This is a genomic window from Caulobacter sp. AVps18 (assembly GCF_058681425.1).
This window is the reverse complement of the sequence record NZ_CM178737.1, coordinates 1737567-1758204: the sequence shown is the minus strand read 5'-3', so window position 1 is coordinate 1758204 and position 20638 is coordinate 1737567. Positions and strand designations below refer to the sequence as shown.

The following is a 20638-nucleotide window of genomic DNA, read 5'->3' as shown; positions in this document are numbered from 1 at the left end:
AATTGCGGCGAGTTTAGTGCGTGAGCTGCGCGGCGCAAGCACGGTGATCGCCAGGGGGCCCGACGCGCGAAGCCCGTGACGCCAACGGCGACCTACCTTATGACAGCCCCATGGCGTCGGCCGCGATCAACACCCTGACCCTGACCGACTTCAGGTCCTATGCCCACGCCCGTCTCGAGACGGGCGGGGCCAGCGTCTATCTGTTCGGGGCCAATGGGGCGGGCAAGACCAACCTGCTGGAGGCCATCTCCTTGCTCTCGCCGGGGCGGGGCCTGCGCGGCTCCAGCCTGGCCGAGGTGGGCCGGCGGATGCCGGGCGAGGCGACCGGGCGGGCCTGGGCCGTGGCGGCGCTGGTCGAGTCGGGACAGGATGAGCCCGTGCAGCTGGGCGCCGGCGTCGAGGTAGGCGGTGCCACTCGCCGGCTCGTGAGGATCGACGGCGAGACCGTGCCGCCTGGCCGGCTGACCGATCATATCCGCCCCATCTGGCTGACCCCCGCCCAAGACCGCCTGTTCCTGGAGGCCGCCTCGGAGCGCCGGCGCTTCTTCGACCGGCTGGTCTTCGCCGGCGAGCCCGCCCATGCCAGCCATGCCAACGCCTATGACAAAGCCCAGCGCGAACGGATGCGCCTGTTGACCGACGCCGCCGAGGCCGGCGCGCCGGCCGACGCGGTGTGGCTGACAGCGCTGGAGGCGCGGTTGGCGCAGGCCGGAGCCCTGATGGCCCAGGCCCGCGCCCGGACCCTGATGGCCCTGCAGACCGAGATCGACGGCCGAGGCGACCGCCCCTTTCCCCAGGCCCGCCTGTCGCTGACCGGAGAGTGGGAGAAGATGGCCCTGGACGGCGCAGACTTCGCCGAGATCGAGCTACGCCTGGCCACCGCCCTGGCCGCTGCGCGCGGCCGCGACGGGGCCGCCGGACGGGCCCTGACCGGGCCCCATCGCGGCGATCTGGCGATCCTGCACGTCGAGAAGGACCGTCCTGCTGCGGAATGTTCGACGGGAGAGCAGAAAGCGCTGATTCTGAACCTGGTTCTGGCCCAGGCGGCGCGACTTTCGCGTGCGGAATCCGCGCCGAATCCTATAGTGTTGCTCGACGAAGTCGCCGCGCATCTCGACCTCACAAGGCGAGCCGCTCTGGCCGACGAAATCACGGCGCTCAAGCTCCAGGCCTTCCTTACCGGCACGGACGAGTCGCTGTTCGACCACCTGAAGGGTCGGGCTTTGGGGGTTCGCGTCAGCGAACTCGGCCTGACTGCATTGGAAGACGTATGACCGACGAGACCAAAGGCCCGGCTGAAGACACTTCCGGCGATCGACTGACCACCGCAGACGGCTCGCAGATGGCGGCGCCCGAAGTGATGGGCGGCGAATATGACGCCGACTCGATCAAGGTGCTCAAGGGCCTGGACGCGGTGCGCAAGCGCCCCGGCATGTATATCGGCGACACCGATGACGGCTCGGGCCTGCACCACATGGTCTATGAGGTGGTCGACAACGCCATCGACGAGGCCCTGGCCGGTCACGCCACCAAGGTCGAGGTGATCCTCAATGCCGACGGCTCGGTGACGGTCACCGATGACGGTCGCGGCATCCCGGTCGATATCCACGAAGGCGAGGGCGTCTCGGCGGCCGAGGTCATCATGACCCAGCTGCACGCCGGCGGTAAGTTCGACCAGAACAGCTACAAGGTGTCCGGCGGTCTGCACGGGGTTGGCGTCTCGGTGGTCAACGCGCTCAGCGACTGGCTGGAGCTGAAGATCCACCGCAACGGCCACAGCTATCAGATGCGCTTCGAGCGCGGCGACGCCGTGACCTCGCTGGCCCAGACCGGCGACTCGCCGGTGCGCTCGGAAGGCCCCAAGGCCGGCACCACCCTGACCGGCACGGAAGTCACCTTCTTCCCGTCAAAGGACACCTTTGCGTTCATCGAATTTGACCGCAAGACGCTTGAACACCGCCTGCGCGAGCTGGCCTTCCTGAACTCGGGCGTGACCATCTATTTCCGCGACCTGCGTGACGCCGCGCCGTGGGAAGAAAAGCTGCACTATGAGGGCGGCATCGAAGCCTTCGTGCGCCACCTGGACAAGGCCAAGACCCCGCTGCTGAAGACGCCGATCGTCATTCGCGGCCGCAAGGACAAGGTCGAGATCGACCTGGCCCTGTGGTGGAACGACAGCTACCACGAGCACATGCTGTGCTTCACCAACAACATCCCCCAGCGGGACGGTGGCACCCACCTGTCGGCCTTCCGCGGGGCCCTGACCCGGATCATCACCAACTACGCCGAGAGCTCGGGCATCACGAAAAAGGAAAAGGTCAGTGTCGGGGGCGAGGACGCCCGCGAAGGCCTGACCTGCGTGCTGTCGGTCAAGGTGCCGGACCCCAAGTTCAGCTCGCAGACCAAGGACAAGCTGGTCTCGTCCGAGGTGCGCCCGGCCGTCGAAAACCTGGTGCAGGAAGGCCTGGCCAGCTGGTTCGAGGAGCATCCGACCGAAGCCAAGGCCATCGTCTCGAAGATCGCCGAAGCCGCCGCCGCCCGTGAAGCCGCCCGCAAGGCCCGCGAGCTGACCCGCCGCAAGAGCGCGCTCGACATCACCTCCCTGCCCGGCAAGCTGGCCGACTGCGCCGAGCGCGATCCGGCCAAGTCCGAAATCTTCATCGTCGAGGGTGACTCGGCCGGTGGTTCGGCCAAGCAGGCCCGCAACCGCGACAACCAGGCGGTGCTGCCCCTGCGCGGCAAGATCCTGAACGTCGAGCGGGCCCGTTTCGACAAGATGCTGTCGTCAGACCAGATCGGTACCCTGATCACGGCCCTGGGGGCCGGCATCGGCCGCGACGACTTCAACGCCGACAAGGTGCGCTACCACAAGATCGTGCTGATGACCGACGCCGACGTCGACGGCGCCCACATCCGCACCCTGCTGCTGACCTTCTTCTATCGGCAGATGCCCGAGCTGATCGAGCGCGGTTACATCTACATCGCCCAGCCGCCGCTCTATAAGGCCGCCAAGGGCAAGTCCTCGCGCTACCTCAAGGACGATAGCGAGATGGACGCCTTCCTGATCGACGAAGGCGTCGATGGGGCCGAGCTCGACCTGCCGTCGGGCGAGCGCCGCACGGGCCAGGACCTTCTGGCCCTGATCCAGCTGTGCCGTCAGGCCAAGGGCAATATCGACCGCCTCGCTGCCCGCGCCCCGGCCTTCGCCGTGGAACAGACGGCCCTGGCCGGCCTGCTGGGCGAGACCCCGGACATCACCGCCGCCGCCCGTCGCCTGGACCTCTATGCCGAGGAAGGCGACGGCCCCTGGACCGGCGAACGCGGCGACACCGCCTATGTGTTCAAGCGCGTACGACGCGGCGTCACCGAGAGCGTGGTGCTCGACGATGGCCTGCTGCACGCCGCCGACGCCCGCCGTCTGGCCGAGCGCGCCGGGGCCCTGGCCGAGATCTTCTCGGGCCGCGCGGTGTTCCGCCGCAAGGACAAGTCGACCATCGTCCGTGGACCGATGGATCTGGTGGGCGCGGTGATGGACGCCGGTCGCAAGGGCCTGTCGATCCAGCGCTACAAGGGTCTGGGCGAGATGAACCCCGACCAGCTGTGGGAGACCACCCTCGACGTCGAGGCCCGCACCCTGCTGCAGGTCAAGGTGCAACATGCCGACAATGCCGACGACATGTTCAGCCGTCTGATGGGCGATCTGGTCGAACCGCGCCGTGAATTCATCCAGGAAAACGCGCTCGACGCCGAGGTCGACGTCTAGGGTCGGCCACTACTGATAATATTGTAGGCAGGCCCTGCCTGCTTCCAGGACGAGCTGGGTCACATCTACCCATATTGAGTTGCGTTTCGCGGACTATTGTCTCGGCACCCGCTCGGGATCAGGGCAGAAATGCTTATCTCACCCCCTGCGACGATTCGTCGCTGGGGGTGGAGCATTGGTGCATGAGTGAAGCGGGCGAGTCCTTGCGGCCTGAGCGCATCATCGAGCTTTCGCAGCGACTTAGCGCCGTAGCCGGCGAAAAGATCGGCGAGATCGCTCGGGTCAACCGCGCTGCGAAGATGCTGGCGATCAACGCCCTGATTGTTGCAGCCAGGGCCGGCGAGGCAGGCAAGGGATTCGCCATCGTCGCCGAGGAATTCAAGACCATCTCGATCGAAATCGACGCTGTCGCCGCCGCTCTCGAAAGCCAGGTGCGGGCCGACCTCAACGAGCTCACAGGCATCGGCGGCGCAATCCTGGGCCATATGCGCGGCCAGCGCCTCGTTGACCTGGCCCTCAACGCCATCGAGATCGTCGACCGCAACCTCTATGAGCGCACATGCGACGTGCGCTGGTGGGCCACCGACTCGGCCGTGGTCGCCTGCCTGGCCGACACCTCGCCCCAGATCGCCCGCCATGCCAGCCAGCGCCTGGGTGTCATTCTCGACGCCTATACCGTCTATCTGGACCTGTGGATCTGCGACACGCGCGGCAAGGTGATCGCCACCGGCCGGCCAGACCGCTATCCCGGCACCCGGAACATCTCGGCGGCCAACACCACCTGGTTTCGCGAAGCGATGAAGACCCGTACCGGCGACGACTTCATCGCCTGTGACATCGAACGGGTCCAGGCTCTGAACGATGCTCCCGTAGCCACCTACGCCACGGCGATCCGTGAAGGCGGCCTCAGCAACGGCAGGATCCTGGGCGTACTGGGCGTGCATTTTGATTGGCAGCCCCAGGCTCAGGCCGTCATGGACGGCGTGCGCCTGACCACCGAGGAGCGCACGCGCTCACGGGTCATGCTGCTTGACGGCAAGGGCCGCGTCCTGGCTGCTTCGGACGGCTGCGGCGTGCTGACCGAGACCTTTGCACTGGACACTTCGGGCGGTGCCATGGGCAGCTATGCGCAAGGCGACACGACCGTGGGCTATGCCCTGACCCCGGGCTATGAAACCTACAAGGGCCTGGGGTGGTACGGCTGCCTGGTCCAGACCCAGCAGCTCGCCTCGCCGATGCCTGTGGCCAGGACCGCAGCCGCCGCCTGAAGACAGCGGCCTTGGTTTGGGCCTTGCATGGCAAGGGTTGCGGCGGTCTCGCCGTATCCTTTTGATGCAGGTCCAGCGCCGGTCCCATGTCGCATTGCGCTCTACGTCCGATTATCGTGGTCAAGCTTGTGGCCACGACGGCGCCAATGTCGCTATCACAGGCGGCCAGGTCGCCAGGCCGCGCCGACGCCCGCAGTTTCCAGGTATGAGCATGTCCAAAGGTCGCGTCCTTCGCCCGTTCGACGTTCGCGCCCGGGCCCCGCTGCGGCTGGGCCTGGCCGGCGGCGGCACCGACCTGTCGCCGTATTGCGACCAGTTCGGCGGGGCGGTGCTGAACGCCACGATCGACCGCTTCGCCTTCGCGCACATCATGCACAATCCCGATGGCGAGACCGTATTCCGGGCCCGCGACATCGGGGCCGACGAGCGGCTTGAACCTGGCGCGCCGATAACGCTGGATCAGGGCCTGGTGCTGCACAAGGCCGTCTATGACCACATGGTCGAGACCTATCTGGATGGCCAGCGCCCCGCCCTGACGGTCTCTACGACCATCGACGCCCCGGCCGGATCGGGCCTGGGCTCGTCCTCGGCCCTGGTCGTGGCCCTGATCGAGGCCTTCCGGGTGGCGCTGGAGCTGCCGCTGGGCCCCGGCGACGTGGCCCGCCTGGCCTTCGAGCTGGAGCGCCGCAAGCTGGGTCTGGCCGGTGGCCGCCAGGACCACTATGCCGCCGCGTTCGGTGGGGTGAACTTCATCGAGTTTCTGGCCGAGGACCGCGTAATGGTCAGCCCCCTGCGGGTACCGCGCGCCTATCTCAACGAGTTCGAATCCTCATTGGTCATCTGTTTCACCGGCCAGTCGCGCCGTTCGGAAGGCATTATCCAGGAGCAGATCGACGGCCTGCGCGCCCTGAACACCGAAACGATCGACAGCATGCACCAGCTGAAGGCCGACGCGGCAGTGATGCGCGAGGCCCTGCTGCGCGGCGACATGCGCGACCTGTCGGCGATCCTGATGCGCTCGTGGGAAGCCAAGAAGCGCACCGCCAAGGGCATCGCCACCGACGCCGTCAACCGCCTGTTCGACCTGGCCATGACCGAGGGTGCCTGGGGCGGCAAGGTGTCGGGCGCCGGCGGCGGCGGCTTCCTGATGTTCTGCACCGACCCCGAAAACCGCTATCACCTGATCTCGGCCCTGAACGCCGCAGGCGGCCGGGCCAGCTCGGTGAAGGTCACGTTCGAGGGGGCCGAAGCCTGGAGCGTGCCACGATGAGCCGTCCCCGCCAGTGCGCCATTCTGGTCGGCGGTGCCGGCTCGCGCCTTGGCTCCCTGACCCGCGACGTTCCCAAGCCGATGCTGCCCGTGGCCGGCCGTCCGTTCCTGCAGCACCTGCTGGACAAGGCCCATCGCCACGGCTTCGAGCGCGTGCTGCTGCTGGCCGGCTTCCGCGCTGACGTGATCGCCGACTATGTTGTGGGCCTCAACGCCGACCAGCACCATGGCCTGGAGATCGCCGTCTCGGTCGAGGACCAGCCCCTGGGCACCGCCGGAGCCCTGGCGAGGGCGCGTGAGCAGCTGGACGAGACCTTCCTGCTGGTCAATGGCGACACCTGGTTCGATTTCGACTGGGCCGACCTGGCCGCCAGCGACGCCTGGCCCGCCACCCTGGCCCTGCGCCAGATCCCTCTGGCTGACCGCTACGAGACCATCGTGCTGCAGGGCGAGCGCGTGAGCGCCTTCCAGCCACGCGGCCTTCAGCCCACCCTGCCCGGCCTGATCAATGGCGGGGCCTATCGCCTTGACCGCGCCCTGGTGCCGAGCAGGATCGCCTTCCTGTCGCTGGAAAACGACATCCTGCCGGACCTGTGCGCCCAAGGGCGTCTGGGTGGCCGGATCTATGAAGGCGACTTCATCGATATCGGCGTGCCCGAGAGCTACGCCCAGGCCCAGACCCTGGTCCCCCGCGCCTGATGATCAGTCGCGGTAGGCCACATGGATGTGGCTGCGGCCCAGAGACTTGCCCATAAACTCCAGGCCATCGGCCAGCACATGGACGTGCTCGTTGACGTCCTTGGTCTCGATGACCTTGGTCTGGCCATACAGGGTGTCGGTCAGCTTGATGACGTCCGGCAGGGTGGTCATCTTCAGGAAGGTCGAGAAGCCGCTGGTGGTCAGGATGCCCAGCTGACGCCACTTGCCCGGCTGGGGTGCCACGCCCTGCTCGACTACGCCGTTCCAGTTTTCGCCCAGGAAGCGGCTGGAAAGATGCTCGACCGCGAAGTCCTTCACGCCGATCAGGTTTTCGCGCTTCCACTGCTGGCAGAACCAGGTGTCGATGCCGCCGGCCGAGCAGAAGTCTTCGCTCATCACCTGGGGCCAACGGTCACGGATCGCCATGGCGCGCGGATTGAACATCTGGAAATAGCCGTTGGGCTCCATGTTCACCGACGGCGACTGCCCTTCGGTCACGGTCCGGTCCATCCGTTCGGTGAAATACAGGCAGCCGGGGTTCCACGAGTGGGTGAAGATCAGGTCGCGGGTGTCGGGATTGAGAATGATGTCGGCGTCGGTCAGGATGATCCAGTCGGGGCTGGTCAGGGCCGCCAGGCCGTCATTGAGCATCCGCCCCTTGTTGAAGGCGTGGTCCTCATCAAAGCAGCGATCCGAGATCACCAGCTTGGCGCCGTGTTCCTTGACCAGGGCCTGGGTCTTCTCGTCGGTGCTGGAGGTGACGACCACCATCTCGTCGAACAGGCCGATATTGCGCGGCAGGGTTTCGGCCAGATCATCGCCATAGCCGACCGAGACCAGCACGCAGGACAGCTTCTTGGGCTTGGTCGACTTGTGGCCGATGCCCACCCGGCGCCCCGCGCCGCCCCCGCCGATATAGTTGTCGCGGGTATCGACCTTGCGTTCCTCGACGTGGTCGATGCGGTTGAACAGCTCGTACTTGTCCTTCTTGATCGCCGGGCTGCCGATCTTCTTCAGCAGGGCCAGGTGCTCCTCGGAGATGATGTCACGCTCAAGCAGGTCCAGCTGCGAGGGGCCCGGCTGGGCCAGGCCGCAATAGTTGCAGAGATCCAGCTGCGAGCCGAAGTCCTCGGGCTTGCGCTGCCACCAGCCTTGCTCCACCGGCCAGGCATGCTTGCCGCCGAAATAGAGACGATCGATCGCCGCCGCGACTTCGCAGAAATAGGCGCCCTTGTCGTTGATCGAGGCCGACCACAGCTTCTGAACCCAGCAGTCGTCGCGGTTCTGGACCCAAAGCTCCTCGGACATGCCGGTGGCCTTGATATAGTCGGCGCGCGAAACCAGCAGGGCCTGATGATAGCCGGCCGACTCGTGGGTGTTGGTGTTCCAGTGCCCATAGACCGACATGATGGTTTCGTAGTGCTTGGCGAAGCCGGCTCCCAGGCTGGTCCACAGCCCCCGGCCATTGCCGCGGTCAAACAGCCGCTGGGTCGCGAACTCGTTGAAGTCGCGGATCGGCATCTTGCCTTCGTTCGAGGTGGGGCCGCCCCACAGCTCGGCGAAGCGCAGCGAAATCTTCTCGAAATTGGTGTGCAGGGTCGGCTCGCCGGCGATGATGCCCAGCACCTTGTTGGGGGCGTTCCAGCCCTGCATGCTGTTGACGGCCGTCTCGAAGGTCTGCAGCGCCATGTCGTCGCGCGAGGGCTGATGCGCGATCAGGCGCGTGCAGTTGGAGCAGTTCAGGTGGCACTTGGTGCTGATGTCGATCTGGACAATGTCCATGTCAGCTGGCGAACGCATGACCCGTCTCCCCTTAGAACCGCGCGGCGCTCACAGAGGCTGCTTTATGGTTAACGGGTGCGACCGTGAATTGAATCTCACCCAAAGTTAAGGGGCCTTTTTGCCGCGCCTTCCAGGTGGCCGGCTTGCCCGTGGCAGATCGGTGATATTTTGAGAAATAGTGCGCAGATACGGATGCTGCGGAGAACAATGAGTGGCCGCTGGCGATCTGAGGCGCAAGTCGGATGCCAAAGGCGGCAATCAGCATCGACCGAAACGGACGTCCGCGACCCATCCGCACATTGGTCCGCAGTGAGCGACGGGACTTCTTCCTGGGGTAACGGGCCTCCCACGACCTTGGGGATGATCTGCCAGTTCCTGTGACGCGTTCGAGCCGACGTCGGTTCGGTCGGATGAATCACCCTACGCGGGGAACATGACACTTGAAGACATCGAGCACCTTTTTGACATCATGGCCCAGGAGGCTGCAGACAAGGGCGATACAAGCCTACTCCCCGGCGCGATCATCCTTTCGGCCGACGCCTACTTCCGCCTCCCGGCAGGGAGCGCCGCCTGCACGAACATCCTTCATGGCATTCGCTACAGAGGCGTCCGGGTCAACGTCGCCCGAGCGTACGAAGACAAGGTGCTAAACCGCGCTGAAGCTGGAGACCGAGGAGAGCCCTACGTTGATGCAGAGGAGCGTTCGTTTTTCCAGCCATCGGCAAAGCCGTAGGGGTTAGGGCCCCCGCTTCAGGTCGTGTCCCATCGCGTGGTGTAACTGCGTCGGCGTGATCACCGCGCTCTCCGGCTGAGCCGGATTGGTCAGGCCGCCATGATGGGCAGGCTGACGATGGGATCATCGCTCAAGGGAGCGACACTTTCCAGGGTCATGTAGCGGCATCGTTGGACGGCCCATTCGTCGTTCTGCTCGAGCAGAATGGCGCCGACGAGCCGGATGATGGCGGCCTCGTTGGGGAAGATGCCTACGACCTCTGTCCGGCGTTTGATCTCGCCATTGAGCCGCTCCAGGGAGTTTGTGGAGTGCAACTTGGTGCGGTGGGCGGCGGGGAAGGTCATGTAGGCCAGGACATCGGTCTCGGCCTGGTCGAGGAAGCCGGCCAGCTTGGGGAGTTTGGGCCGCAGTTGGTCGGCGACGCCGCGCCATTGGGTCTTGGCGGCCTGGGCGTCGTCCTGGGCGAAGGCCGTGCCGATGAAGGCCGAGACCATGGCGCGACCGCTCTTGCCGGCGTGAGCCATGACATTGCGCATGAAGTGGACGCGGCAACGCTGCCAAGTGCAGTTCATGATTTTGGAGACCGACGCCTTGATACCCTCGTGGGCGTCGGAGGTCACCAGCTTGACGCCCCGCAGGCCGCGCCGGGCCAGGCTTCTGAGGAAGTCCGTCCAGAACGTCTCGGCCTCGGAAGGGCCCACCGCCAGGCCCAGCACCTCGCGCCGGCCATCGGCGTTGACGCCCACGGCGACGATGACGGCCTTGGACACGATACGCCCGGCGGTGCGGTCTTTCACATAGGTGGCGTCGATCCACAGGTAGGGCCAGTCGCCCTCGATCGGCCGGGTCAGGAAGGCCTGGACGCGCTCGTCGATCTCCTCGCAGAGCCGCGAGACCTGGCTCTTGGAGATGCCGCTCATGCCCATCGCCTTGACCAGGTCATCCACCGAGCGGGTCGAGATCCCCTGGATGTAGGCCTCCTGGATCACCGCGGTCAGTGCCTTCTCGGCCAGCCGCCGCGGCTCCAAGAAGCCCGGAAAGTAGGAGCCCTTGCGAAGCTTTGGGATCCGCAGTTCCACCGTGCCCGCCCGCGTCTCCCAGTCGCGATCGCGGTAGCCGTTGCGCTGCGCCAGCCGCTCGGGGCTCTTCTCGCCGTGCGCAGCCCCAGTCAGGCCGCCCACCTCCAGCTCCATAAGGCGTTGGGCGGCGAACCCGATCATCTCGCGTAGAAAATCGCTGTCGCCGCTCTTCTCCATCAGCCCGCGAAGGGCGATTGTGTCTTCGGTCATCTTCGGTCCTTGGTTCAGGTTGAGCTTCGCAACCCAACCCTACCGAAGATCGTGGATGACCACCGCTACGCCGCTCGCTCGCTACGGCGCCATGGGGAAGGCGCGCGTCGCGAGCGGCTACGCTATCGCCAACGAGCTACACCACGTCCCGGGACACGACCCCCGCTTCACGCCTCCCGCCCTGAAATGACGGGGTTAGACCGTTACCGACAAAGCCGGCCGCCGGCGCCGAGAGCGGACTGCCGACGCTCGGTTGGGGTTAGAGTCGACAGACACCTAGAACCAGCCCGCTTCCTTCAAGATCGGAGCGTAGGTGCGGCTCACCGGCGCCATTAGGCCACCGCGAAGACGCATCTCTCCCGCGCCACGGCGCCAGCGCACGCTCTCGACCGCGTCGGCCGCAACCCACCAAGAGCGGTGAACACGCCAGCCATGGGCTTGCGCCAACTCATCCAGAGCATCGGCGAACCGGAGGGTGATCAGCTCCGCGCCAGCGTCCATATGAACCTTCAGATAGTGGTCGTGCGCCTCGATCGCGAGCAGCCGGGCTCCGCGACGTTTCGCCGAAAGTCGTCGCCTGAAGGCGGCCTCGGCCTCGGGCAGCGGCGCGGCGATGACGGTTCTGGTCTCGACCTGCGCGGGTGATCGCCGCCAGGCCAGGGTTCGCACCAACATCAACGGCAGCATGATGGGCCACACCTGCCAGAGTAGTCCCAGGTAGCTTGGCCAGTTGAGCGCCTGGTTCAGGAGAAGGCCCTGGGCCGCCAGCACCAGAAGCGTCACCGGCGGCGTCATCAGCACCGAGACGACTGCAACCCGTCGCCAGGTCGCGGCCATGCGTCGGCTCAACCCTTCATCCGCCACAACCCCGATCACCCCTCCGCCCACCACGCAGATCATCCAGTAGAGATAGCGCTCCACCTTGGGCAGCCGATCAGTATCGAACGGTCCCAGGAATCCCATCAGCAATCCGATGGCGACCAGGATGGCCAGGTCGATTCCCCATCGTCGCGCGGTCGTCGCCGCGCTCTGTGCGCTCGCCTTGCCGTCCATGTCGTCCCGTTCGCGCAACTTTGGCGCCGTTCGCGAAGCCAGGCCTAGCGAGCCGCCGCCCGTCCCGCAACGACCTTCGGCCGAACGACCTGCGAGGACCTCCACACGCCGTGTGGAGGGACAACCGCCATGGCTCGGAGGCCATCCCGTCGGGGGTGGTCTCATCGTTGATCTGAAGGACCGATATGCTCACCCTGGCCGCCAATCTCGCCGTCGCCGCGCTGATCGCCGCGACACCGCCCACAGGTCTGGACCAGACCATCACAACCCGGTTGGACCCGAGCCTGCGCTGCCGGCTCGGCGCCTACGCCTTCCCGGACGGGCGGTTCCTCTCCATCACCGGCAGCGACGGAGATCCCCGTAACCTGCGGTACGGACGCTCCGAAGGCGGTCTGGGCAAGCTCGTCGAACAGGCGGACGGCACCTATGCCACATCGACCTCGGCCAGGCTGACACTGCGCTTCGAGTCTTGCGAGTCTGGGCGGGTGCATATGGAAACCGGCACCGGCGTGCAGCTTGGCCGCCGTGCGCCGCTGGTCGTACGTGAAACGACTTTCCACAGCGCAGGCATCGCGCTGCACGGCAAGCTCGTGCTGCCGCCCGGCGGTGAGGCGAGCACAAAAGCCGTCGCTGTCTGGATCGGCGGGTCCAACAACGATCCCGACACCGACGATGCAAGCTGGCAGTTCGAGCTGGCGCGGCGCGGGGTCGGATTCTTCGTCTATGACAAGCGAGGGACCGGAGCCTCGGGGGGCGACCTCACGGCCGACTTCCATGTTCGCGCCGCCGATACCGCCGCCGCCGTCCAGGAGGCCCGGCGTCTGGCGCCGCACGCCCAAAAATTCGGCGTTATCGGGGCCAGCCAGGGCGGTTGGGTGGCGCCCCTCGTGGCGACATTGACGCCTCTGGACTTCGTCGTTCCCGCCTTCGCCATGGCCGAAGGCCCGCCCGCGCAAGACCGGGCGGTCGTGGAGAGTCAGTTGCGCCGGGCCGGCTTTGGCGACGTGGCCCTAAGCCAGGCGCGAGAGGTCACCGCAGCCACGGAACAGGTGGTCCTGTCGAACTTCTCGCAGGGGTTCGAAGCCCTGGAAGCGCTAAAATCGAAATATCGCGCAGAACCCTGGCTCGCCGCGATCCAGCCCCGCTCCTACACGGGCGTTCTGCTGCGCATGCCGACCGCCGAGGTGCGGCAGTTTGGGCCAACGCTGTCGCAGGGCCTGACCTTCAACCATGAGCCGCGCCCGATCATCGAGACGATCAAATCGCGCCAGCTCTGGCTCCTGGGTGGCCAGGATCCGCAGACACCCAGCGCCGGCACGATCCAGGTGCTGCAAGACATCCAACGCAGCCGGGCCGACCTGGACCTGATCGTCTTCCCGCGGGCCGATCACGGACTGCTCGAGAAATTCCAGGGGCCGACGGGTGAGACGGCGGCCTATCCTCCTGGTCTGTTCGACCTGCTGGCCAGTTGGATTCTCACCGGCCGTCCGGCGTCGCCGGATGCGCAGGCCGTCATACAGCGGGGTGCCGACCGCTGAGCTCCGCCCGATCCGCAGTCGGGGCAGGCTGGAAATTCACCTTGGATATCCAGCCTGCAAACTGACCTTCAGATCGCCACTGCCAGGAACTGTCGGTTCTGATGAACACACGCCCTGAAATGAGGCGATGCGCCGACACTGGCAAGATCGCTCGCCGGCGGCGCAAGCAGACTTGCCGATGTTCTGTCCGAGGTCGGAAGGGGAAATCAGTCCCCCGCCGCAAAGCGGACATTCCGGGCCCGCAGCCCCTGAGCCCAGAGGTGGCGTGACGCTACCGTTCCGGTCTAAAAGGCTAAGGTCGCCCCCCTTACCCCGCCCTTGGCGACGTCCGCTTTCGGGGCGTACGGGAAACAATCGGCACCTCCGGGAAGCTCCAGGAAACGCCTGACATAGGCGCGCAGATACGGATGCTCTGGAGAACTGCGAGTGGCCGCCGCCGCGTGATGCACAAGCCGGGCGCCACTGACGACTATCCGCGAACACCAGAAGGCAAGTCGCGAACCAGCCGTCATGTCAGTCGGCCTAGGGGCGATCCTTGCCATCAGCACCAGGCCGGGCATCTCACATTTGCCCAGTCCGAATCCGCCGCAGGCGCGGATACCGGTCCCGACCCAAAGCGCAAGTAGATCGGTCGGCTAATGTGCCCCTAGACGGAAGCTCACCCCGACGAAAGCCAGCATCTTGAATTTGAATTCAAGATGCCATAATGAGCGCCTCAGCCAAGCCCGGCCTGTTTCTGAACCTGGAAAGGAGAACATCATGCGAGCGACTTCAGCCCGTCAAGGAAACCTCCTCATAATCCAGACTCTTCAGGAACAGATTGCATGGGCAATTCGCTGTCGGGCGATGTCACTCGCCTGACCCCTTTCGGCAGGGTGAAAACACCTCGCCGTATCTCCAAATATCCGCTGTTCAGCCAGACGCCGCCGGTTTCCGTTTCCCGGGAGGGCCGTCATGCGCGCTGACATGTTCAAAGTCGTCGTCGAGCGACCACGGTGGGGCGCCGGGCATGCGCCATCACCGAAACTGAAAAGGACACCTGATCCGAACATCCAATATATTGGCCTGAAACGTCACGCTCACATCGCCGCGCCCTATTCAAAATCGCTCAACGAAAACCTCGCACCTCTCGTGCGATTTTTGCGAAGCCGCAGAGGGCGGCCGTGGGACAGCGTATTCAGCGAGATCTGCGCCACCCTCGACACCGGCAGCACGATCAAGATGCATGTGCGCGAGCACATCGAGGACTATGTCCTGACACGCATCTCGGTCGGTCGGCGCGGCGAGTGGATGTTCGAGGGCGAGGTGCTCGGGCGCGAGGACCGATGGCGTCGCCGACGGGCATTCTTCGTCGATCCGCGTGATGGGATCCTCAAGGACAGCAAGGGCCTCGCCCAATGCCTGCCCGCAGCCAATTGCGGCGGGAAAGGCGGTGCGCTGTGAGCCTGTCTCCCAAAATCACGCTGATCTCGGCAGACCCGTCCCGCCTGGATCTGGCCGCCGTCGACCAGCTCGAGACGTCGTCCCGCTATGACGGGATCGAGCGCGTCGTCGGCCTGCCCGATCTGCATGTCGGCGCGGGGATCGCGGTGGGCGCCGCGTTCTGGTCGCCGGATCGGATCTGGCCGCATCTTGTGGGCGGCGACATCGGTTGCGGCATAGGCCTGTGGGAACTGAGCAGCCCCTTGCGCAAGTTCAAGCTGGGATCCGTGGAGCGCAAGCTCCACGGCCTCGACGAGGCTTGGTCGGGCGACAGCCTGGCCGCCGTGGCGGGTTTCGGTCTACCGCCGAACTTGGCCGGCTCCGCCCTGGGCACGATTGGCGGTGGCAACCACTTCGTGGAATTCCAGCGGGTCGAGGAGGTCGTCGACGGCGAGCGCTTCGAGACACTGGGCCTGCAGGTGGATCGTGTGTGGATGATGGTTCACAGCGGATCGCGGGGATTGGGCCAAGCTGTTCTTCAGGCGCACAAGACGGAGCCCGTCAGCGCCGGGATGCTCGCGGCCAGCCCTGCGGGGCAAGCCTATCTGGCCGAGCATGATCAGGCTCAGGCCTGGGCCGTGCTGAACCGGCGGATCATCGCGCAACGCTTCTGCGACGCCATCGGCGCCGAGGGACGGCCTGTGCTCGACATCTGCCACAACTGCGTAACGCCCCACCTTGGCGGATGGCTACACCGCAAGGGCGCAGCCCCGGCCGATCGCGGGCTGGTCGCCATCCCGGGATCGCGCGGCGATTTCAGCTACCTGGTCGAACCCATCGCCGACGGCGCTGACACGGCCCTTAGCTCGCTCGCCCACGGCGCTGGCCGCAAGTGGAGCCGCTCGGACGCGCACGCCAGGCTGTCCGCGCGTTTCCGCATCGCCGATCTTCAACGCACGTCGCTGGGCAGCCATGTCATCTGCGAGGATCGCCGGTTGATCTATGAGGAAGCGCCCGAGGCTTACAAGGACATCCAGCGGGTCGTGGCAGACCTTGAGCACGCTGGCCTGGTGCGCGTCATCGCGCGGCTGCGCCCCTTGCTCAGCTACAAGACAAGGGCGGCGTCTTGAGTGAGATCATTTTGCACCTGACGTCCGGGCAGGGACCGCAGGAATGTCGGTGGGTTGTCGCTCAACTCGCGGCCGCCTACGCCCGCGAAGCTGAAGCCTATGGCGTCGTCTGCGAGATCCTGGAGAGCTGTGAGGAATATCCCTCATCGCTGCTGATGCGTGTCGGCGGCGACCAGGCGCAGGCATTCGTCGCAGGGCGGATCGGCACGGTCCTGTGGACCGGCGACAGTCCGTTTCGGCCTGGCCATAACCGCAGAAACTGGTTCGTGGGTGTCGCCCTCGCGCCAGAGCCTGACCTTGTCCCTGATTTGAAGGCCGAGGACATCGATTACCAGACCCTGCGCGCCAGCGGTCCGGGCGGCCAGCATGTCAACAAGACCGATAGCGCCGTGCGCGCCACCCACCGTCCCACCGGTCTGGTCGCCACCGCGCAAGAGCAGCGCTCGCAGCACGCCAACCGCAAGTTGGTGCGGTTGAAACTCGCCATGATGATCGAAGAACAACGGGGTGCGTCACGCGACCAGGCCCGCCGATCGCAATGGAGCCGCAACCAGCAACTTGAGCGCGGCAATCCGGTCAGAACTTACGCGGGGGTCCGCTTCACGCCGAAAGCGGCGACCTGAACCCAAACGGGCTGGGCGGAATCCAGCGAATTCCGTCCAGCCCTCCTTCCAATTGGGGCCACCTCCGCTCCTGGGCAGACTTCAGTGGTTTCAAACACCTACAGCCTTGGATCGATCGGCTCGCTCTCCAAAGCCAGGACGGCGAAGACGCATTCATGCACCCGGCGCAGCGGCTCGCGGGCGACGAAGCGCTTGAGGCCCTCGTGGCCGAGGGCGAACTCGCGCAGAGCCAAATTGCGCTTACCGGCCAGGCCGCGCTCGCGCAGGCGTTCCAGGTGCTCGGGCGCGTCGTATTCCGGCCCGTAGATGATCCGCAGATATTCGCGGCCGCGCACCTTGAGGGCGGGCTGGATCAGGCCTTTCTTGCCGCGCACCACGAAGTCGCGCGGCTTGACGACCATGCCCTCGCCACCGGCGGTCGTGAGGGTTTCCCACCACAGGGCCGCATCGGCGCAGGCGGATTCGTCGGCGAGATCCACCTCGCGCCAGCGGGTCGGCGCGATCACCGCGTCGCCCGTCGCGCCCAGCCGGTCGGCCAGGCCCATGTGCCAGAGGTGGTCGCGATCGAACCAGACCCGGCCCTCGCTGGCCAGCAGGTGGAACGGCGCGACCTTCAGGTCGTCGACGCTTGAGACCGGCCAGACATAGGGCTCCCAGGCGTGGGCGTAGAGGTCGGCCCGGGCGCCGCGATCCTGGAAGCGGGCCAGCAGGTCGCTGACCGGCGCGCCATGGGCCGCCGCGCGCGCCAGGGCGTCCGACGCGGCCGAGAGCCCCGCCTTGGCCGAGGCCGCGACGGGCGCGTACTGAGCGTCGATCAGCGCGCCGGCCTTGGCCGACCACGGCATGATCTCGGCGTCCAGCAACAGCCAGTCGGTGGACAGCTCGTCCCACAGGCCCGCCGCATCTACGGCGCCGCGCAGCCGGGCCAGCAGCCCTTCGGTCGTGGCGGCGTCGTTGAAGAAGGAGCGGCCCGTACGGGTCCAGATCGCACCGGTTTCGCCGGCTGAGGCATCGAACCTCGCCTGGGCTGCGGCTTGGTCGCGGCACAGGGCGATCACCGCCCGCGAGCCCATATGCTTCTCCTGACAGACCACGCTGGCGACGCCGCGCTCGCGATAGTGGGCAAAGGCCTCCTCGGGGCGCTCCAGCCAACCGGCCTGGGTGCTGGTCTCGCTGGGCGACATGGTCGGCGGCAGATAGGCCAGCCACTTGGGTGCCAAGGCAAAGCGGCTCATCACTTCGATGGCCGCCGAAGCGTTCTCCTCGGCCACGACCACGCGGCCCCGGAACTCGGTGTCGATCCAGCGGCGACCGCTGACGTCCTCCATGTCGAGCAGATCGTCGGCCAGGGCCTGGTTGGAGCGACCGCCATCGGCCGGGGCCAGCGGGCGCACGGGCTCGCACCACACCTGACGGGCGGGAACCTCGACCAGGGTCTTTTCGGGCCAACGCAGAGCCGTCAGCTTGCCACCGAACACGCAGCCGGTGTCGATGCACAGCGTGTTGTTGACCCACTGGGCTTGGGGCATGGGCGTGTGGCCGTAGATGACCGCCGTATCGCCGCGATAGGACGCGGCCCAGTCGGCGCGCACGGGCAGGCCGAACTCGTCGATTTCGCCGGTCGTCTCGCCATAGAGCGCGAACTCGCGCACCGCGCCCGAGCCCCGGCCGATCATCTCGGCCTTTAGGCCGGCATGGGCAACAGCCAGGCGGCCGCCGTCCAGCCAGAGGTGGCTGCGCAGATCGTCGAGAAAAGCCGGCAGGGCCGCCTTGAAGCCGCGATCGACGCCGTCCAACTGGTCGATGGTCTGCTGCAGGCCATGGGCGATGGTGACCTTACGGCCCTCCAGCCAGCGACCCAGCTTGCGCTCGTGGTTGCCCTGCACGCAATAGCCCGTGCCGGCCGCAACCATGCTCATGGCGATCCGCAGGGCGTCGGGCGAGCTGGGACCGCGATCGACCAGGTCACCGAGGAAGATCGCCTTGCGGCCCTCTGGAGGCGTCACCGTCACCGACCGCTCGCCCAGCACATCGCCCCAGGTCACCTGGTAGCCCAGAACGGTCAGCAGCTGTTCCAGCTCGGCCGCGCAGCCGTGCACGTCGCCGATGATGTCGAATGGCCCGTGGTCGTCGCGCTTGTCGGTCCATAGCGGCTTGCGCTCGACGGTAGCGGCGTCGATCTGTTCCGCGCTGGTCAGCTTCCACACATGGCGGAAACCCTCGCGCTGCAGGCCGCCCTGGCCCTTTCGGATCTCCGAGACCATGCGCTGGACGACGTTGGCACCGAACGGCCGGTCGGGTCGCGCGCGGTTGCGCTCGACGCAGACGTCGATACCCGGATCGACGACCACGGCGATCGGCAGGGCGTGCCAGCGGCGGGCCAGCTCCACCCAGGCCTTGCGGTCGGGCATGCGGACATTGGTGGCGTCAATTACCGTCAGCTTGCGGTGCTTGAGCCGCTTCTCGGCGATCGCCTTGACCAGGTCGAAGGCGTCGGCGCTGACCGACTGATCGGTTTCGTCGTCGGAGACCAGGGCGCGGCAATGGTCCGACGAGATCACCTCGGTCGGCGCAAAGTGCTTGGCGGCAAAGGTCGACTTGCCGGACCCCGAGGCACCGATCAGCACGACCAGGGCGAAGTCGGGGATTTCGAGGGTCGTCATGCTTGGTCTCGGGTAAAGATCGCCATCTGGGTCGGCGCGCCCAGCGTCTCGTCCGTCTTGCCGATGCCGTCGAACACGGCGGTGTAGCTCCAGGCGGATTCAACCGCCGCCGCCCAGGCGCGGAACTGTTCGCGCGTCCACTCGAAGCGGTGATCGGGATGGCGGAAGGCGCCGGCCGCGAGGTTGGGAAACAGCGCGTTGTATTCGGCGTTCGGCGTGGTCACGACCACCGTGGCCGGACGCGCGGCACCGAACACCACCTTTTCCAGGGCCGGCAGGCGATCCAGGTCCAGGTGCTCGATCACCTCCACCAGGGCGGCGGCGTCCACCTCTTCCCAGCGCCGGTCGCGATAGGTGACCGAGCCGTGCAGCAGGGTGACGCGACCTTCGGGGGGGCCGCCGACCATGTGCAGCTTCAGCCGCATGGCCGCCCATTCCAGATCGCGGGCGGCGGCGTCGACGCCGATCAGGCGCTCGACCAAGCGCTCCTTGAGCAGCCGGGCCAGCAGCTTGCCCTCGCCGCAACCCAGGTCGGCGATCGCCTTGGCGCCGCTGGCGCGCAGGGCGTCGACCACGGCGACCATCCGCTCGTCGTTCAGGCGCAGCGGCGCCTCCAGCGCATCTTCGGGCGCGGGCTTGCGCGCGGCGGGCTCGACAGCCTCGTCACGGGTCTCGGGCGCCAAGCGTTCCAGCGCGTCGCGCGCCAGGGCTCGGCGGTGGATCAGGTAGCGTTGGACGATCAGGTCACGAGAGGGATGCCCCTCCAGCCAGCCCTCACCACGCTTCATCAGCTTGGTAATTTCGTCCTCGCCGACCCAGTAGTGCTTGTCGTCGTCCAGCACCGGGATCAGCACATAGAGGTGGTTGAGCAGGTCGCGCAGTCGCGCGGTTCCGGTCAGTCGAAGCGTGACATAACGCGAGGTGTCAGCGTCGACGCCAGGAACGGGATCGATATCGACGGCCCAGCCCAGGGGCTCGAACAGCGTCCGCACGAGCACGGCTCCGCCGCCGCGAGCCGGCAGTGGTGTGACGACGACTTCCAGCGGGATCGCCTGTTCGGCCAGCTCTGGCCGCTCGCGCGAGGTTCCGGCCATGGCGGTGCGCAGAGCCCGGGCCATGGCGACCGACAGGAAGGACGACGCGGCATAGGGGCGGTCGTTGACATACTGGTCTAGCAGGCCGTCGGCGCGGCCCTTGCCGCGCACCAGCGCCACGGGGTCGATATCCAGAACCAGCGCTGCCTCGCAGCGCGCCTCGGACACTTCCGGATAGAAGACGTGCGCCTTGCCGAACGGCAGCTCGGTCTCATGGGTGCGGCCGGGGTGCTTGTGCAGCAGGAAGCCCAGATCGGTCGCCGGCTGATGCGTGGTCGCGATGGACAGGTACATGGAAAGCTTTCGCGAGGA

The 20638-nt window shown here is 66.5% G+C and carries 16 protein-coding genes; 11 read left to right on the top strand and 5 right to left on the bottom strand.

The annotated features are described in order from the left end of the window. The first annotated feature begins 110 nt into the window (after positions 1-110). The 5 genes from recF to ACW179_RS08250 all read left to right on the top strand — a co-directional run bounded on the left by recF (position 111) and on the right by ACW179_RS08250 (position 6999). A complete protein-coding gene (gene recF, locus ACW179_RS08270) occupies positions 111-1274 on the top strand; it encodes a DNA replication/repair protein RecF (RefSeq protein ID WP_492063818.1) in 1164 nt (387 codons plus the stop codon). Continuing rightward, positions 1271-3763 (top strand): DNA topoisomerase (ATP-hydrolyzing) subunit B, encoded by a 2493-nt coding sequence (gene gyrB / locus ACW179_RS08265; protein WP_492063817.1) that lies wholly within the window; start codon positions 1271-1273, stop codon positions 3761-3763. The genes recF and gyrB overlap by 4 nt, the downstream gene beginning before the upstream one ends. A gap of 182 nt (positions 3764-3945) precedes the next feature. After that, on the top strand, positions 3946-5031 hold the full coding sequence (locus ACW179_RS08260) for a methyl-accepting chemotaxis protein (protein WP_492063816.1): 1086 nt from the start codon (positions 3946-3948) through the stop codon (positions 5029-5031). 211 nt (positions 5032-5242) lie between these two features. Then, complete coding sequence (locus ACW179_RS08255) at positions 5243-6301, top strand: GHMP family kinase ATP-binding protein (protein WP_492063815.1); 1059 nt, start codon at positions 5243-5245, stop codon at positions 6299-6301. After that, positions 6298-6999: a sugar phosphate nucleotidyltransferase gene (locus ACW179_RS08250; protein ID WP_492063814.1), complete on the top strand. Its 702-nt coding sequence runs from the start codon at positions 6298-6300 to the stop codon at positions 6997-6999. Before ACW179_RS08255 ends, ACW179_RS08250 begins: the two co-directional genes overlap by 4 nt. Positions 7000-7002: 3 nt before the next feature. On the opposite strand, the gene ACW179_RS08245 is transcribed toward ACW179_RS08250, so the two are convergent. Beyond that, positions 7003-8799 carry a hypothetical protein gene (locus tag ACW179_RS08245; protein WP_492063813.1) on the bottom strand — a complete coding sequence of 599 codons (1797 nt, stop codon included), beginning with the start codon at positions 8797-8799 and terminating at the stop codon, positions 7003-7005. 415 nt (positions 8800-9214) lie between these two features. Here ACW179_RS08245 and ACW179_RS08240 point away from each other — a divergent pair, with 415 nt between their 5' ends. Next, complete coding sequence (locus ACW179_RS08240; protein WP_492063812.1) at positions 9215-9514, top strand: hypothetical protein; 300 nt, start codon at positions 9215-9217, stop codon at positions 9512-9514. Positions 9515-9603: 89 nt separating this feature from the next. On the opposite strand, the gene ACW179_RS08235 is transcribed toward ACW179_RS08240, so the two are convergent. Continuing rightward, positions 9604-10803 carry an IS256 family transposase gene (locus ACW179_RS08235; protein WP_492059584.1) on the bottom strand — a complete coding sequence of 400 codons (1200 nt, stop codon included), beginning with the start codon at positions 10801-10803 and terminating at the stop codon, positions 9604-9606. Positions 10804-11079: 276 nt separating this feature from the next. Continuing rightward, positions 11080-11856: a LytTR family DNA-binding domain-containing protein gene (locus ACW179_RS08230; RefSeq protein ID WP_492063811.1), complete on the bottom strand. Its 777-nt coding sequence runs from the start codon at positions 11854-11856 to the stop codon at positions 11080-11082. 185 nt (positions 11857-12041) lie between these two features. Between ACW179_RS08230 and ACW179_RS08225 the strand changes: the two genes are divergently transcribed. From ACW179_RS08225 to prfH, 5 genes are all read left to right on the top strand, one after another. Then, positions 12042-13394: an alpha/beta hydrolase family protein gene (locus tag ACW179_RS08225; RefSeq protein WP_492063810.1), complete on the top strand. Its 1353-nt coding sequence runs from the start codon at positions 12042-12044 to the stop codon at positions 13392-13394. An 824-nt stretch (positions 13395-14218) separates the two neighbouring features. Continuing rightward, positions 14219-14359, top strand: a complete 141-nt coding sequence (locus tag ACW179_RS08220; protein WP_492063809.1) for a hypothetical protein — start codon at positions 14219-14221, stop codon at positions 14357-14359. Then, positions 14349-14837: a hypothetical protein gene (locus tag ACW179_RS08215; RefSeq protein WP_492063808.1), complete on the top strand. Its 489-nt coding sequence runs from the start codon at positions 14349-14351 to the stop codon at positions 14835-14837. Before ACW179_RS08220 ends, ACW179_RS08215 begins: the two co-directional genes overlap by 11 nt. After that, positions 14792-15946, top strand: coding sequence for an RNA ligase RtcB family protein (locus ACW179_RS08210; protein ID WP_492063807.1), 1155 nt, complete (start codon positions 14792-14794; stop codon positions 15944-15946). The genes ACW179_RS08215 and ACW179_RS08210 overlap by 46 nt, the downstream gene beginning before the upstream one ends. Next, on the top strand, positions 15943-16569 hold the full coding sequence (gene prfH / locus ACW179_RS08205; protein ID WP_492063806.1) for a peptide chain release factor H: 627 nt from the start codon (positions 15943-15945) through the stop codon (positions 16567-16569). Before ACW179_RS08210 ends, prfH begins: the two co-directional genes overlap by 4 nt. A 98-nt stretch (positions 16570-16667) precedes the next feature. On the opposite strand, the gene ACW179_RS08200 is transcribed toward prfH, so the two are convergent. Both ACW179_RS08200 and ACW179_RS08195 read right to left on the bottom strand, forming a co-directional pair. Further along, positions 16668-19232: a polynucleotide kinase-phosphatase gene (locus tag ACW179_RS08200; protein ID WP_492063805.1), complete on the bottom strand. Its 2565-nt coding sequence runs from the start codon at positions 19230-19232 to the stop codon at positions 16668-16670. Next, positions 19229-20620, bottom strand: coding sequence for a 3' terminal RNA ribose 2'-O-methyltransferase Hen1 (locus tag ACW179_RS08195; protein WP_492063804.1), 1392 nt, complete (start codon positions 20618-20620; stop codon positions 19229-19231). Before ACW179_RS08195 ends, ACW179_RS08200 begins: the two co-directional genes overlap by 4 nt. Between the last annotated feature and the right edge of the window lie 18 nt (positions 20621-20638).

What these genes read in the sequence shown, in the direction of transcription:
- ACW179_RS08200 (WP_492063805.1), bottom strand. Translation starts at nt 19,232, where the DNA reads ATGACGACCCTCGAAATCCCCGACTTCGCCCTGGTCGTGCTGATCGGT.
- ACW179_RS08255 (WP_492063815.1), top strand. Translation starts at nt 5,243, where the DNA reads ATGTCCAAAGGTCGCGTCCTTCGCCCGTTCGACGTTCGCGCCCGGGCC.
- ACW179_RS08195 (WP_492063804.1), bottom strand. Translation starts at nt 20,620, where the DNA reads ATGTACCTGTCCATCGCGACCACGCATCAGCCGGCGACCGATCTGGGC.
- ACW179_RS08260 (WP_492063816.1), top strand. Translation starts at nt 3,946, where the DNA reads ATGAGTGAAGCGGGCGAGTCCTTGCGGCCTGAGCGCATCATCGAGCTT.
- ACW179_RS08225 (WP_492063810.1), top strand. Translation starts at nt 12,042, where the DNA reads ATGCTCACCCTGGCCGCCAATCTCGCCGTCGCCGCGCTGATCGCCGCG.
- ACW179_RS08230 (WP_492063811.1), bottom strand. Translation starts at nt 11,856, where the DNA reads ATGGACGGCAAGGCGAGCGCACAGAGCGCGGCGACGACCGCGCGACGA.
- ACW179_RS08245 (WP_492063813.1), bottom strand. Translation starts at nt 8,799, where the DNA reads ATGCGTTCGCCAGCTGACATGGACATTGTCCAGATCGACATCAGCACC.
- ACW179_RS08240 (WP_492063812.1), top strand. Translation starts at nt 9,215, where the DNA reads ATGACACTTGAAGACATCGAGCACCTTTTTGACATCATGGCCCAGGAG.
- ACW179_RS08215 (WP_492063808.1), top strand. Translation starts at nt 14,349, where the DNA reads ATGCGCGCTGACATGTTCAAAGTCGTCGTCGAGCGACCACGGTGGGGC.
- ACW179_RS08210 (WP_492063807.1), top strand. Translation starts at nt 14,792, where the DNA reads ATGCCTGCCCGCAGCCAATTGCGGCGGGAAAGGCGGTGCGCTGTGAGC.
- ACW179_RS08235 (WP_492059584.1), bottom strand. Translation starts at nt 10,803, where the DNA reads ATGACCGAAGACACAATCGCCCTTCGCGGGCTGATGGAGAAGAGCGGC.
- recF (WP_492063818.1), top strand. Translation starts at nt 111, where the DNA reads ATGGCGTCGGCCGCGATCAACACCCTGACCCTGACCGACTTCAGGTCC.
- gyrB (WP_492063817.1), top strand. Translation starts at nt 1,271, where the DNA reads ATGACCGACGAGACCAAAGGCCCGGCTGAAGACACTTCCGGCGATCGA.
- ACW179_RS08220 (WP_492063809.1), top strand. Translation starts at nt 14,219, where the DNA reads ATGGGCAATTCGCTGTCGGGCGATGTCACTCGCCTGACCCCTTTCGGC.
- ACW179_RS08250 (WP_492063814.1), top strand. Translation starts at nt 6,298, where the DNA reads ATGAGCCGTCCCCGCCAGTGCGCCATTCTGGTCGGCGGTGCCGGCTCG.